The organism is Winogradskyella sp. UBA3174 (assembly GCF_002364335.1).
In the GTDB taxonomy this organism is placed as follows: Bacteria; Bacteroidota; Bacteroidia; order Flavobacteriales; family Flavobacteriaceae; genus Winogradskyella.
This window is the reverse complement of record NZ_DEXW01000027.1, coordinates 387-14,188: the sequence shown is the minus strand read 5'-3', so window position 1 is coordinate 14,188 and position 13,802 is coordinate 387. Positions and strand designations below refer to the sequence as shown.

At 33.3% G+C, this 13,802-nt stretch carries 14 protein-coding genes; 6 read left to right on the top strand and 8 right to left on the bottom strand.

The window, feature by feature from the left end; genetic code table 11:
• The 3 genes from B2U95_RS03965 to B2U95_RS03950 form a co-directional block, all read right to left on the bottom strand.
• Nucleotides 1-803, bottom strand: an 803-nt coding sequence (locus tag B2U95_RS03965; RefSeq protein ID WP_296313095.1) for a carboxypeptidase-like regulatory domain-containing protein, incomplete at its 3' end; no start/stop codon positions are given.
• Nucleotides 790-1,704: a FecR family protein gene (locus B2U95_RS03960; RefSeq protein WP_296313094.1), complete on the bottom strand. Its 915-nt coding sequence runs from the start codon at nt 1,702-1,704 to the stop codon at nt 790-792. The genes B2U95_RS03960 and B2U95_RS03965, both read right to left, overlap by 14 nt.
• 302 nt (nt 1,705-2,006) lie before the next feature.
• Complete coding sequence (locus B2U95_RS03950) at nt 2,007-2,528, bottom strand: RNA polymerase sigma factor (RefSeq protein ID WP_296313093.1); 522 nt, start codon at nt 2,526-2,528, stop codon at nt 2,007-2,009.
• A 212-nt stretch (nt 2,529-2,740) separates the two neighbouring features.
• On the opposite strand from B2U95_RS03950, the gene B2U95_RS03945 reads away from it, so the two are divergent.
• The 4 genes from B2U95_RS03945 (at nt 2,741) to B2U95_RS03930 (ending at nt 5,988) form a co-directional block, all read left to right on the top strand.
• Complete coding sequence (locus B2U95_RS03945) at nt 2,741-3,793, top strand: hypothetical protein (protein ID WP_296313091.1); 1,053 nt, start codon at nt 2,741-2,743, stop codon at nt 3,791-3,793.
• A gap of 81 nt (nt 3,794-3,874) precedes the next feature.
• Nucleotides 3,875-4,645 carry a membrane metalloprotease gene (locus tag B2U95_RS03940; RefSeq protein WP_296313089.1) on the top strand — a complete coding sequence of 257 codons (771 nt, stop codon included), beginning with the start codon at nt 3,875-3,877 and terminating at the stop codon, nt 4,643-4,645.
• A gap of 33 nt (nt 4,646-4,678) precedes the next feature.
• Nucleotides 4,679-5,269: a porin family protein gene (locus B2U95_RS03935; protein WP_296313087.1), complete on the top strand. Its 591-nt coding sequence runs from the start codon at nt 4,679-4,681 to the stop codon at nt 5,267-5,269.
• A 263-nt stretch (nt 5,270-5,532) separates the two neighbouring features.
• Complete coding sequence (locus B2U95_RS03930; RefSeq protein WP_296313085.1) at nt 5,533-5,988, top strand: hypothetical protein; 456 nt, start codon at nt 5,533-5,535, stop codon at nt 5,986-5,988.
• Between the two features lie 87 nt (nt 5,989-6,075).
• On the opposite strand, the gene gyrB is transcribed toward B2U95_RS03930, so the two are convergent.
• Complete coding sequence (gene gyrB, locus B2U95_RS03925; protein WP_296313083.1) at nt 6,076-8,028, bottom strand: DNA topoisomerase (ATP-hydrolyzing) subunit B; 1,953 nt, start codon at nt 8,026-8,028, stop codon at nt 6,076-6,078.
• Nucleotides 8,029-8,418: 390 nt separating this feature from the next.
• Between gyrB and B2U95_RS03920 the strand changes: the two genes are divergently transcribed.
• Complete coding sequence (locus B2U95_RS03920; protein WP_296313081.1) at nt 8,419-9,513, top strand: acyloxyacyl hydrolase; 1,095 nt, start codon at nt 8,419-8,421, stop codon at nt 9,511-9,513.
• 163 nt (nt 9,514-9,676) lie between these two features.
• On the opposite strand, the gene B2U95_RS03915 is transcribed toward B2U95_RS03920, so the two are convergent.
• The 3 genes from B2U95_RS03915 to asnB form a co-directional block, all read right to left on the bottom strand.
• Nucleotides 9,677-10,012: a hypothetical protein gene (locus tag B2U95_RS03915; protein WP_296313079.1), complete on the bottom strand. Its 336-nt coding sequence runs from the start codon at nt 10,010-10,012 to the stop codon at nt 9,677-9,679.
• Nucleotides 10,013-10,136: 124 nt separating this feature from the next.
• On the bottom strand, nt 10,137-10,358 hold the full coding sequence (locus B2U95_RS03910; protein ID WP_296313076.1) for a hypothetical protein: 222 nt from the start codon (nt 10,356-10,358) through the stop codon (nt 10,137-10,139).
• A 154-nt stretch (nt 10,359-10,512) separates the two neighbouring features.
• Nucleotides 10,513-12,174, bottom strand: coding sequence for an asparagine synthase B (gene asnB, locus B2U95_RS03905; protein ID WP_296313075.1), 1,662 nt, complete (start codon nt 12,172-12,174; stop codon nt 10,513-10,515).
• A gap of 238 nt (nt 12,175-12,412) precedes the next feature.
• On the opposite strand from asnB, the gene B2U95_RS03900 reads away from it, so the two are divergent.
• Nucleotides 12,413-12,949, top strand: coding sequence for a DUF2911 domain-containing protein (locus B2U95_RS03900; RefSeq protein ID WP_296313072.1), 537 nt, complete (start codon nt 12,413-12,415; stop codon nt 12,947-12,949).
• Between the two features lie 67 nt (nt 12,950-13,016).
• On the opposite strand, the gene B2U95_RS03895 is transcribed toward B2U95_RS03900, so the two are convergent.
• The coding region (locus B2U95_RS03895) for a T9SS type A sorting domain-containing protein (RefSeq protein WP_296313069.1) at nt 13,017-13,802 on the bottom strand (786 nt) is incomplete at its 5' end.

Here is a 13,802-nt window from a genome sequence, read left to right as displayed (position 1 = left end):
GCTGAAATAAGGCCAAAGAAATGACCTGAATGATACATCTTTATATTATCCCATACGATGAGATTTTGATCATTAGTACCACCACGAACATTAATATTGGCAATACTTTCGTTAACACTTTCAACACCAGGAAGTGCTTGTATCGATTGTAAAATATCCGGCTCAATAAGACCCGGAAGAATTCCAAATTTTTCTGTATTTAAAATTGTACTTCCGTCAATTCGTTTTTGAATACCTGTGGTTAAAAATTTAGTAATTAGAATTTGATTAAGGACTTCGGCTTTTTCCTCAACTATCAGTGTTTTACAAGATTCATTCTTCCAAAGTTCCAAGGCCCTAATTGATAAGTTTTCAAAACCTAAAAAAGAGATTGTTATTGTCGCGTTAACAGGAACATCACCCATCGCAAACGCACCATTACCAGCTGAAATAGCACCTTTTACTGTGTTGTTTACAACTATTGAAGCTCCGGAAAGTGGTATTTTATCTTCTGACAATAAAACACCACAAATATCAATAGTTTTGTCAATGATAGAGATGGTAATATAGCGTTCGGTCAAAAACTTGAAGTTCAATAACGTTGTATTATTTAGGTTCTCTATTATAGACTTAAGCGAATCCTCTTCATCTGGCTTATGCACCATAATAGCTTCAACATCTTTTACAGCATACGAAAACTTAACTTCAAATCTATTTTCCAAAACACCTATAACATTAATAAGCTGCTGCTTCTCCTGAGCTATTGCTAGCACAGAACATAAAGTGAAAAAGATAAAAAGCTTTAGTGATTTAGTTAGATTCATAGCTATAAAACTCAACTTGCTTATCAATTATTTCATAATTGATATTTAAAGGAATTGTAACAGATTGCAAGGCTATATTTTGATCTGTGTGTGTAAAACTGCCCGAAAACAATTTAGAAGTATCGATACTTTTTGCTGTAATGGTCATGTCGTACTGAATTTCTAATTCGTCAATCACTTGCCATAACGGCACATTCTCAAAGGTTGATTCTTGTGTCAGCCAAGCTGGATTTTTAATGTTAAAATCTTTGATATTAACTATATCACCATTTACAACCCTAAAGGTTTTACCTAGTGTTAATAGCGTTGTTTTACCGTTTTGTGTAACACTTACAGAGCCTTCATAGCACTTGACTTCAAAATAGTTTTTACGTTCTTTTATATTGAACTGCGTTCCTAATACTTGAACAGAACCCGCATCTGTATTCACTGTAAACTTCTCTCCTTTAGACACCATAAAATAAGCTTCACCGTCTAAATTTAGGGTTCTATTGCTCCTCCAATTCTTTTTGCTGAATGACAAACTAGACTTAGCATTTAAGATTACTTGAGAGTTGTCTGGTAAGGTTAAGGTTTCTGTTTGTGCAATTTTAGTCGCATAGGACCTTGTATTATTAAAAAACACAAAATAAGATGAGGTTAACATAATCAACAATATCGCAGCAATTTTTAGAAACGATTTAAAGTTTAGCGAAAGTACCTTTGTCTCTTCTTTTTTAAAGTGTTTTACTTTAAAATCTTCAAAAGCTTCTTGCGCATTAATGTTTGGCACATCAAATTGTTTGGTATAGAAACCCAACTTCTCTAAAACAGAAAAGTCTTCATTAGGATGTAATTTTTTAAAGTCCTCGGTAGACATCTCTCCGTTAAACCATTTTAATATGTCATTTTCTGTTTCCATTTTTCGTACTATTCAACTTTAAGACACTTAATTATAATTTTACCCTACGACTTAATTAAAAAAATAAAATCCACTACCTCGATTTATACTTTCAAAGTAGTTAAAGATAATATTATTATGACCGTTTTTATAGAACAAAATCTTCGAGGGTTTTCTGATCGGTTTAAAACCGATCAGAAAACTGCAAGGAATATTTGGCAGATATTAAATGGAAGGAGGGTTTTGAGTGTCGTAAAATTGATAAAGACAAAATACTACACAAACAAATTATAGGCAACTAACTACTCACCTCTATAAAAAAATTAAATTTTCACTTCTTTAATCTTTTCTCTTAATATTTTAAGAGCACCAGACATTCTTTTTTCAACTGTTTTTTGAGAAATATCGAGTAGCTCTGCTATTTCTCTATATTTTTTATCTTCGATCCTATTTAATAAAAATACTTCGCGCTGGTCTTGGCTTAAATCGGCAATTACTGCTTGTAACTTCGTTTTAAATTCTTCTTCTTCTAATAAATATTGCGGATTTTGGTTCGTCCTATCTAAATAAGGAGACGCTTTAGCATACGATAATACCACTTTTTGGTGTCTCACGGTATTCAAGAATAAGTTATTAACTGTTGTAAAAAGATACGTCTTTGCTTTGGCAAAATCGATGGCCGCGCAGTTCTCCCAAATTTTGGCAAAAGCATCTTGAACATAATCCAAGGAAGCAGCTTTATCACCACATTTGTAAAACGCAAAATTATTTACAGCCTGAATATGTTCTAAATAAAAAGAATTAAAGTGTGATTCTTCACAAAGTTTTGGCTTGGAGTTACTCATATAGTCTTATTACCAGTCTTATTTCTACAATCTTTATACAAAGGTATAAATAAAATATTCAGTATTATTATATTGATTTTCAATTGTTTAATAACAAATATTAAATTAATTTAAAAAAACCATAGGGTAAAATAGTTTAAAAGGGTCTTAAATACAGAAAGCGTAAAAATCGCAAACTAATTTAAAACATGTTAACCCTAAAATCACAAATTATGAAAAATTTAAAATTTTTAACAGTCTTATTAATAATGTCTGTTTTCACTTTCACCTCATGCCAGGACGAAATAGATAACGAAAACGGAACAAATCCAAACGCAAATTCTGCGAATTCAGTTACCGCAAGTAATCTACAACGTTCTGCAATGTATGACGGTAGTTTTGATGACTTTTTAGATGGTATATCTTGCTCATCTATTCTATTGCCCGTAATAGCAACAATAAACAACACACAAGTTACTATCCTGAGCGAATCTGATTATACTTTAGTTTTAGACATTATAGGAGAATTTACTAATGATGATGATTCAATTCAGTTTCAATTTCCTTTAAATGTTATGTTAAGTAACTATACCGAATTACAGGTAATCAATCAATCTGAGTTTAATGCCCTATTTGAAGCCTGCGAACAAGCTGAAAATGAAGCTGAAGATACTATCACTTGTTTAGATATTAATTTTCCTATTACTATACTAACTTATAATGCTAGTGCAGAACAAACTGGTAGTGTTGTTCTTGAATCTGAACAACAACTGTTTAACTATATGACTAATTTTAATGAAGATGAATTATTCGCTGTTAACTATCCTATTACAGCAACACTAAATAGTGAAACTGTTGTTGAGATTACTAGCGACGCAGATTTACAAATCCAAATCACAGAGTGTCTTGCTACTGAAGATACCGAAGACGAAGCAGAAGAAAGTGCTGACAATTTAGAAGCTATTTTAGTAGAAGGTTTATTTGTTGTTGATGCCTTTGTAACAGCAGGTGTAGATACGGCCAATGGTTACGCTGAGTTTACTATAGATTTTGCTAATGACTTATCAGTAAGAGCAGAAAACACTGTGAATTCAACTATTGCAGATGTAGAAGGCACATATGAAGTAGCGTCGGAATTAGAGGTATTCTTAACATTATCATTCTCAGGAAATGCTACTTTTGAATTATTAAACAGTACATGGGAAGTTACTAGTTATTCTGAAAATTCAATAGCATTACAGAGTACGACTAATGCAGCAGCAACTCTAGTTTTAGCCCAGATATAGAACTAGACAAACGTTAGTTTAGAATGTTATGGTAAAGCGGTCGCTAAAATTTAGCGGCTGTTTTTAAGAAAATTAAAAAAGATGAAACATAGATTTTTATTTACCCTTTTCAGTTTGATTATTTTCTTGGGCTGTTCTAAGGAAAATTCAGAAAATAACGATAATACCTTAAATAAAAATAACAATAGAGAAACTGTTGGTTTTTCTGCAAACGACTTATTGTCTGATGCGCTATTTAAAAGTATGGTTATTGAAGTGGTTTATGTAGAAGGCTATGAACCTTCACAAGCAACTATCACTAATTTTGTATCGTTCTTAACAGATAGAACTTTTAAACCAAATGGTATTCTTGTCGAAAAAAGAGCTATTCCCTCAAGAGGAAATGACGTTTATTCAATAGCCGCTATAGCAGATATTGAAAGGGAATTACGACAGAATTATAATTCTGAAGACCAGATTGCAGTTTGGGTCTTATTTACCGATGGTAGATCAGATCAAGATTCTAGTACTAATTCTGTACTTGGAACGGCGTATTGGAATACGTCTTTCGTTATTTTTGAAGAGACCATTCAAGAGCTAAGTAACAGTACTTTTGAACCCGATAGAACCTTGCTAGAAACCACAGTAATTAATCATGAATTTGGCCATATCTTAGGCTTAACAGATTTAGGATCCCCAATGGTTGAAGACCATGAAGACTTGGCTCATCCCAAACATTGCGATGTAGAAACCTGTCTTATGTTCTGGGCAATAGAATCTTCAGCAGGAATAGATGCTATGGTAAACATGTCTTCAGTACCACAATTAGATGTACAATGCATCGCAGATCTGCGAGCCAATGGCGGCAAATAAAAATAGTCATTATTAACTCAAACCTCAAACACAATGAAAACTAAAATTTTTACATTAATAACTACAGTTTGTATTTTTCTTGTTGCGAATGCGCAAGATACAGCCACTAACAAATCTAAGACCGGTATCAAATTTGGCTATAATTTAGCCGCTGTAAGTTTTGACGGTGATACCGAAACAGGTCAACGTCAAGGCTTTCATGTTGGATTTTATGGTGAATCTTTCTTAGCCGAACGTATCGCACTGCAAATAGAATTATTATACTCACAACAAGGTTACGAGATTGAAGATGACGGTGGCACATTCACACAGAAATTGAATTATATTAATTTACCTCTATCCTTAAGGCTCTACCCTACTCAGAATTTCTTTTTAGAAGCAGGCCCACAAATTGGATTAGCAATTTCTCATAAGGAAGAATTTGATAGTAACTTTAACCTATTTGATACCGAACAAGAATTTGATCCTAATAATTTTGACTATGGTGTCAATTTTGGAGTTGGATTTAAAACAGATTCTGGTATTAGCCTGGGTGTAAGGTACCATTTAGGTTTAGGCGATATTTACGATGAAGGGAGTCCTAAGAATAGAGTCTTACAATTATCTTTAGGTTTTGACTTTTAAAATCACCCACATTCAAATAGCTGTTTTTTTTTAGGAATCCAGCCTTTGAAATTATGATATCCTTTTTATTGAATAAAAAGGACATGCTATTAATCAGGAAAAAGCTGTCTAAATTTTAGATGGCTTTTTTGCTTTTAAGACTTTGCCAACTGTAACTATTATTTTAAAATTAAAGTTAAAAAGCTATAGGGTAAATAACTCTTTAGGTGTCTTATTACTGTAACCACTTATTAAGTGAATTAATAAGATTAAAACAAAACGTTATGAACGCATTAAAAATTTTAGCGCTTATTATAGTGATAGGCTTTTCGTCAAAAACCTACGCTCAAAAAACTGACCCAAAAAAAGAAAAAGAAGTAGATAAGAAATCGTATTATCAAAAAAGAGCTGTTGAAGATGCTAAATATGAACAAGAATTTAGCACAGAAACTAAAGCGGAAGACAAAGCTTTTTGGGACGAACAAAAGGCATATGAAAAGCATCTAAAGCAAAAAGACAAAAAAGCTTATAAAGCCTATATTAGAATGAAGAAAGAGGCTTATGCTAGTCATTACCAACACTGCAACCATCAATGTCATCATAGTGATTACTACTACCACCATGCTTCTTATTACCATTATGAATATCGCACCTATTATTATGAAAGATACCCAAATAGAAATAACTTTAAAACGCGTGTTCGCATAAATACTCCAAGTGTAAGGTTGGGCTTGTTTTAATAATAAAAAATGAAAATCAATTCTAGATAACAAAAAAGAGGCTGTTTAAAATGAATTAAACAGCCTTTTTTTAGTTGATAAAACTAATTATGCATCAATATTAGCATAAATAGCATTCTTCTCAATAAATGCTCTACGTGGTGGCACTTCATCACCCATTAACATTGAGAATACACGATCTGCCTCTACTCCATTATCAATAACTATTTGGCGTAATGTTCTAAACTCAGGATTCATAGTTGTATCCCAAAGCTGTACAGCATTCATTTCACCAAGACCTTTATAACGTTGAATCTTTGCTCCATCACCAAATTGCTGTTGTAATGCCATACGCTCCTCGTCATTCCAAGCATATTCTTTTTTCGCTCCTTTTTTAACTAAAAATAAAGGTGGTGTTGCTATATAAATATGACCATTTTCTATTAACTCCTTCATATATCTAAAAAAGAATGTTAGAATTAATGTTTCAATGTGAGAACCATCTATATCGGCATCACACATAATTACAATTTTATGGTATCTTAATTTAGAAAGATTCAAAGCTTTACTATCTTCTTCAGTTCCGATAGTTACACCTAGAGCTGTAAATATATTTTTTATTTCTTCGTTCTCAAAGACCTTATGAGTCATTGCCTTTTCTACATTAAGAATCTTACCTCTTAATGGTAAAATAGCTTGAAACGCTCTATCACGTCCCATTTTTGCTGTTCCACCTGCCGAATCTCCCTCGACTAGATAAATTTCGCATTTTGCAGGATCTTGTTCTGAGCAATCAGATAATTTACCAGGTAAACCACCAATGCTCATTACCGTTTTACGCTGAACCATTTCACGTGCTTTCTGTGCTGCATGACGTGCTTGAGCTGCTAATATTACTTTCTGAACGATTATCTTCGCATCGTCCGGGTGCTCTTCTAAATAGTCAGTAAGCATTTCAGAAACCGCTTGAGAAACAGATGCTGAAACTTCACGGTTTCCTAATTTAGTTTTTGTTTGCCCTTCAAACTGTGGTTCTTGAACTTTTACCGAAATAATAGCAGTAAGTCCTTCACGGAAATCATCACCGGCAATATCAAACTTTAATTTGTCTAACATCCCAGAGCCATCTGCAAACTTCTTAAGCGTATGTGTTAAACCACGACGAAAACCAGATAAATGTGTCCCACCTTCATGTGTATTAATATTGTTTACATATGAATGTAAGTTTTCAGCATACGATGTATTATAAATCATAGCAACCTCAACAGGGACTCCATTCTTTTCACCTTCAAAAGCAATAACCTCTTTTATTAAAGGCTCTCTAGTTGCATCTAAGAATTGGATAAATTCCTTAAGACCTTCAGTAGAATGGAATGTTTCACCTTCAAACTCACCATCGTCTTTTTTATGACGTTGATCAACTAAATGAATTGTAATGCCTTTATTAAGATAAGCCAACTCACGCAAACGACTCGCTAAGGTATCGTAGTTATATTCTAAAGTCTGGGTAAAAATTGTTGCATCTGGTCTAAAAGTAACAATCGTTCCTCTCTTGTCAGTTGTACCAACCTTCTTCACAGGATACATTGGCTTCCCCTTTTCGTATTCTTGCTCCCAGATTTCACCTTTTCTAAAGACTGTAGCTGTTAAATGATCTGATAATGCGTTAACACAACTTACACCAACACCGTGTAATCCACCAGAAACTTTATAAGAATCTTTATCGAATTTACCACCTGCACCAATTTTAGTCATTACAACCTCTAATGCAGAAACGCCTTCTTTTTTATGTAAATCTACAGGAATACCACGACCATCATCCTCAGTAGTAATAGAATTATCTTCGTTAATAATCACTGTAATATTATTACAATGACCTGCTAACGCTTCATCAATTGAGTTATCTACAACCTCATAAACTAAATGATGCAGACCTCTTGTCCCAGTATCTCCAATATACATAGATGGACGCATACGCACATGCTCCATGCCTTCTAAAGCCTGGATACTATCTGCTGAATAATTATCCTTATTAAATTCTTCTTTTTTCTCTTCGCTCATTATTTTGAATAAATTTTAAGTCCTAATTTTATTATCATAAAAAAAGACGCAAGCGCGTCCCTTATGAGTACTATCAAAGATAAGAAAATTTAAAAGTTTCTGAAAGATTTTCACCCATTGAATCCGATAATTATCAACATTTGTTAATTATTTTAAAATGTCTTAAAACGGCTAAAAAGGACCTTAAAATAGATTTTGATGGTTTTCACTATAGCTGTGATTTCGAAAAAACACAAAGTTGATTATACGCTAAATTTTGAAAGGATTTTAGTTCTTATTTTGGTGCAATTTAGGCGAATTTAACTTAATTTTTATCTTTACGACTTTTCTAGGAAGCATCAAAAAAAGTATATTTATAAAACCAAAAGCTGTTTTTGTTAAAAACCCTAGATGAAAAAAAAATTAAGCTGTTTTATTTGTGTTTTTATTTTGATGAGTTTAAACGCCCAACAAGATTCTACATTTATAGAAAGCAGACCTACCTTTATAGGCTTAAATTTTGATTATGGCTTTCTTTTAAAGCATACCAAATCTTTAAGAAATATTGACGATGCTTATCCCTCTGCAGTTAGTGTCAATTGGAGCCAACTTTTACTCACACAAAAAGCATGGGATTTTTGTAATTGTTTCCCTAAAGTTGGTGTAAATATATCGTATTGGAATTGGGATAATCCTGATATTCTAGGCCAAGGTTTGCTAGCAATGGGCTATGTAGAACCTTACTTTAGAACTCAAAAGCGTACCAATTTGTTTTTAAGAATGGGTATAGGTGCCGCGTACCTGAACAACCCCTTTGATGAAGACACCAACCCAAATAATGAATCCTATAGTACCGACCTCAGTTTCGCACTTATGGTTGGGTTAGGTATTAATTACCGATTGACGAAGAAACTTAATTTAAATTTAACAGCAAAGTACAATCATACCTCTAATGGAGGTGTTAGAACTCCTAATAAAGGGCTTAACTTCCCTACTTTGAGCCTAGGAGTAAACACAAGTTTAACAGAAGTTGATTATCCCAACTTATCTAAGATTGGCGAGCGCCAACCACCTGAAGACAAAACGCGACTATCTTTGATTCATTTTTCTGGATGGAGTAATGCCGAAGTTGGCGATAAAGATAAGTTTTATGTATTTGGCTTTATGGCCAATTATAGCAGATGGATTGGAGGAAGAAGTGCATTAACGGCTGGTACGGAATGGATTTTTGATTACTCTATAAAAGAACAAATTAGTGTTGATGGTTCTAATGCTAATTTTGCTCAAGGTAGCGCTTTAATTGGCCACGAATTTTGGTTAGGAAAAGTGACTTTTAGTCAACAATTGGGTGTTTACTATTTTAATGATTACCGCATTAATACTGATGTTTATCAGCGTTATGGGCTCAGCTATAATTTCAATAAACATATTTTTTCTGGCTTTAATTTAAAAACACACGGCCATGTAGCTGATTTTATTGATCTCAGGATTGGATATACATTTTAGATATATGTTGAAGGCTACGCTTTGTAACGGTTAATAATTTGAAGTGTAATTAACATACCAAAACCACAAGTATAATTTCTCCAATAGCGTAAAGTAAGTACTTAGCTGTTCTGTTTTCTTTAATCATAGATTTACGGATGTGTCAAAAAAAATTAATCATGTCTTAATAAAGCATATTATCAATAATACGGTCTAGATATTCTTCCTTCATACTCATATATTTATCTGCAAAAAATACTGATTTCATATTAGTTTTAATTTCTGTAATTTCTTTTGGACTATAATCTTGTTGCTGCACGCTATCATCTATCTTTTCTAAGGCTTGATTTTCTGTGTCTTCTAAAAACTCTTTATAGATTTTATCAAAAGATGTGGTAACCACTTTAGACTTAATAAAGTTTAGTTCGACTTCAGTTACTTTTGCGTCTGCCTTAGCGCATAATAGCAGTATATAAATCTCAAGTTCTTTTTTTGTCCAGCTAGGTTGGTTTGTTTTCATAATTATCACTTTACTTAATTATTTCTTTATCGATGTACTCAATTAGGTATTCTAAATCTACTATAGTTTTTTTAACCATTTTAATCGTAATGCTCTAAAATTATATAATTCTACAAGCACATTTTTATAGCTTCATTTTGTTTTCTTTTAAGTCTAAGTTTAACTGACTAAGAATATTTGTTTCATTAATTTTTAAGATTCTGTTTTCGTGCCATACATTTATTTGCACTGCAATAAGAATCCCTATCACAACTAATAAAATTTCACCTATTGCATAGAGAAGATATCTAATGAATTTATTTTCAGTAAGTAATCGCTGACCCATACGTCGAAGTAATATAATCATTGGCTTACAGTTAGGTTGCAAGCAGGAAATAAAAAGTAGAGATGGCTGGTTATGCTTATAAGTTTATAAATGTAAGAAATTGTTACTTATTAAACACAAAAAAAAGCCAGCTTAAAAACTGACTTTCAATTATTTACTCAAAATTTATATTTACTTAGTATGCTTCGTCATGTATATTAGCAATTGCTCTACCAGACGGATCGTTCATGTTTTTAAAGGCTTCATCCCATTCTAAAGCTATTTTTGTACTACAAGCCACACTTGGTTCTTGCGGGACACTTAAAGCTGCTGCATCACTAGGAAAGTGCCCTTCAAAAATAGTTCTGTAGTAATACTCTTCTTTGTTTATTGGAGTCTGAATTGGGTAACGGAACTTTGCATTCGTCATTTGCTCATCGGTTACTTCTTTTTCAACCAGTTCTTTCAAGGTATCAATCCAACTGTAACCAACACCATCGCTAAATTGCTCTTTTTGTCTCCAAGCTACGCTTTCTGGAATCATATCTTCAAACGCTTTACGAACTACCCATTTTTCCATGCGTTCTCCGTTAATCATTTTATCTTGTGGATTGATGCGCATGGCAACATCTATAAACTCTTTGTCTAAAAATGGTACACGACCTTCAATTCCCCAAGCAGCTAAACTTTTGTTTGCTCTTAAGCAATCGTACATGTGCAACTTATCTAATTTACGAACCGTTTCTTCATGAAATTCTCTCGCGTTTGGTGCCTTATGAAAATACAAATAACCACCAAAAATCTCATCAGCTCCTTCACCAGATAACACCATTTTAATTCCCATAGATTTAATAACTCTTGCCATTAAATACATTGGTGTAGAGGAACGGATTGTAGTAATATCATAAGTTTCAATATTATAAATGACATCTTTTATAGCATCTAAACCTTCTTGAATTGTGAATTTAATTTCATGATGAACCGTACCTATATGGTCTGCCACTTTTTTAGCCGCAGCCAAATCTGGAGAGCCTTCTAATCCAACAGAAAATGAATGTAATTGTGGCCACCATGCTTTTTCTTTATTATCCGCTTCAATACGTCTTTTAGAATATTTTTTAGCAATAGCAGAAATAACTGAAGAGTCTAAACCACCAGATAATAACACACCATAAGGTACATCACTCATTAATTGTCTATAGACTGCATCTTCTAACGCTTGCTTTACTTCTGCAATACTAGTTTCGTTCTCTTTAACCGCATCATAATCTGTCCAATCGCGTTTATACCATTTTACAAATTCACCATCCTTACTAGACATGTAATGTCCTGGAGGAAACAATTCGATTTTTGTACAAATGCCTTCTAAAGCTTTCAATTCTGAAGCCACATAAAAAGTTCCGTGTTTATCCCAACCGATATATAAAGGAATGATGCCCATGTGATCTCTAGCGATAAAATATTCATCTTTTTCGACATCATAAATAGCGAAACCGAAGATCCCATTCATATCATCTAAAAAATTATGGCCTTTTTCTTTATATAAAGCCAAAATCACCTCACAATCACTTTCTGTTTGAAAGTCATAATCCGGAAATTGTGAACGCAGTTCTTTATGGTTATAGATTTCACCATTGGCCGCTAATATTAATTTTTTATCAGAGCTGAACAACGGCTGCTTCCCAGAAGCCGGATCTACAATTGCCAAACGCTCATGGGCCATTATCACTTTATCATCACTATAAATACCGCTCCAGTCTGGACCACGATGACGTATTTTTTTTGCCATTTCTAAGACCTGAGGTCTTAAATCGTCAATCTTTTGTTTTATATCGAACGCACATACTATACCGCACATAATTTTTAGTTTTCTTATTAATTATAACACAAATATGATATTAAACTTTCAATTAACAAACACATATATCATAATTGATTATAATATATAACCATAAGTAACATTTTATATAACATATAGAACCAAGTGTATTAAAATCAGCACTTATAACTAACAATTTGTAAATTTTAATATTTAATTACGACATACAATACATATTATAATTTAATTTTAACGAAATAAAAATTTAAAACGTATTATGAAAACATCAAGACTACTAACAACTATTGCCTTTGCATTTATGATGCTTGTATCTTTTAATGTGGATGCTCAAAAATTTTCAGGCTTAGACAAAAGCCCAATGGACGCTGCTTCTTTTGGAAGAGGAAACGAGCAACTTATTAAAGTGTATTACGGAAGACCTCAACTTAACGGAAGAGATGCCAAAAAGCTGACTCAAAAAGACAAGGTATGGAGAACAGGAGCTAATGAAGCTACTGAACTCATCCTTTTTACAGACATGAAGTTGGGAGGTACAACAGTTAAGGCTGGTACGTATTCTTTATTTACAATGCCTGGTGATAAAGAATGGACTGTGGCTATCAGTTCTGACGTTAACAATTGGGGAGCTTCTGGTTTTAGCAAGGAAAATACTGTTGCTAGTATTACAGTACCCGCAACTGAAGGTAAAGACTCTTTAGAAGCGTTTTCTATTGCTTTCGAGAAATCAGACAACGGCGTTCATATGCATATGGGATGGGGAACTATTCGTGTTGCTGTGCCTTTTGTAAAATAATTCTATCTTTTATTATAAAAAAACGCCTTGAATTATCAAGGCGTTTTTTGTTTTACAGCTTTCTTAATTACCAAATAATCACCTTCTGCGATTTGCGTTGGTATGCATTATTTAGTTCTACCACATAAACGCCATCTTGTAATCTATACAGGTCTATTTTATGGTTTAGTGTGTTCTCATTTAATTGTTCTGTTAACACTAAGCGTCCTCTTACGTCATATAATTTTAAGGTGGTGTCTTGAAATAACTGACCATTAACCGTGAGCAAACGAGGTGTTTGAGTTGTAAAAATCTTTATAGCGTCGAGTTCACTACCTACAGTATTTAGGGTCTCTACAGAAAATCTTAGATAAAAGCGACCTATGGCATCTAAGGTTGTGCCTGGAGTGATTACAAAATCGCTAGCTGTGAGCAACGTAAATGTATTATTTTGGCGATCCTCTAAATAGACATCTATGGCTGTTGGTAAACCAGATTCTGCAATACTTACTGTAATCTGCTCGTTGGCATTACTATGAATCCCTAATGGAATCACCATGGTTTCTAAATTCTCAAAAGGCAAAGATTGTATCGCCATATCTAAGCCTGTATTAGCATCGACCAATTCTGAGTATATTGAAAAGCTTCCTGCTGTATCGCCCCAAATACCTGCATCATATCCTGGATCTAAAGCTAATGTGGAATTCTCATTAAAATAAAAGTCAGTGGTATAAACCTCAGCAGTTGTGCTTAACTGTAATTTTAATTGCTTGTTTTCAAACGTAGCGTTACGTCCTGAAATAAAATCATCACTATTACCTGTGCGCCTCATACTTGTGGTAAAGGCAACTGAACCATTGGTATCTGTAGCTAC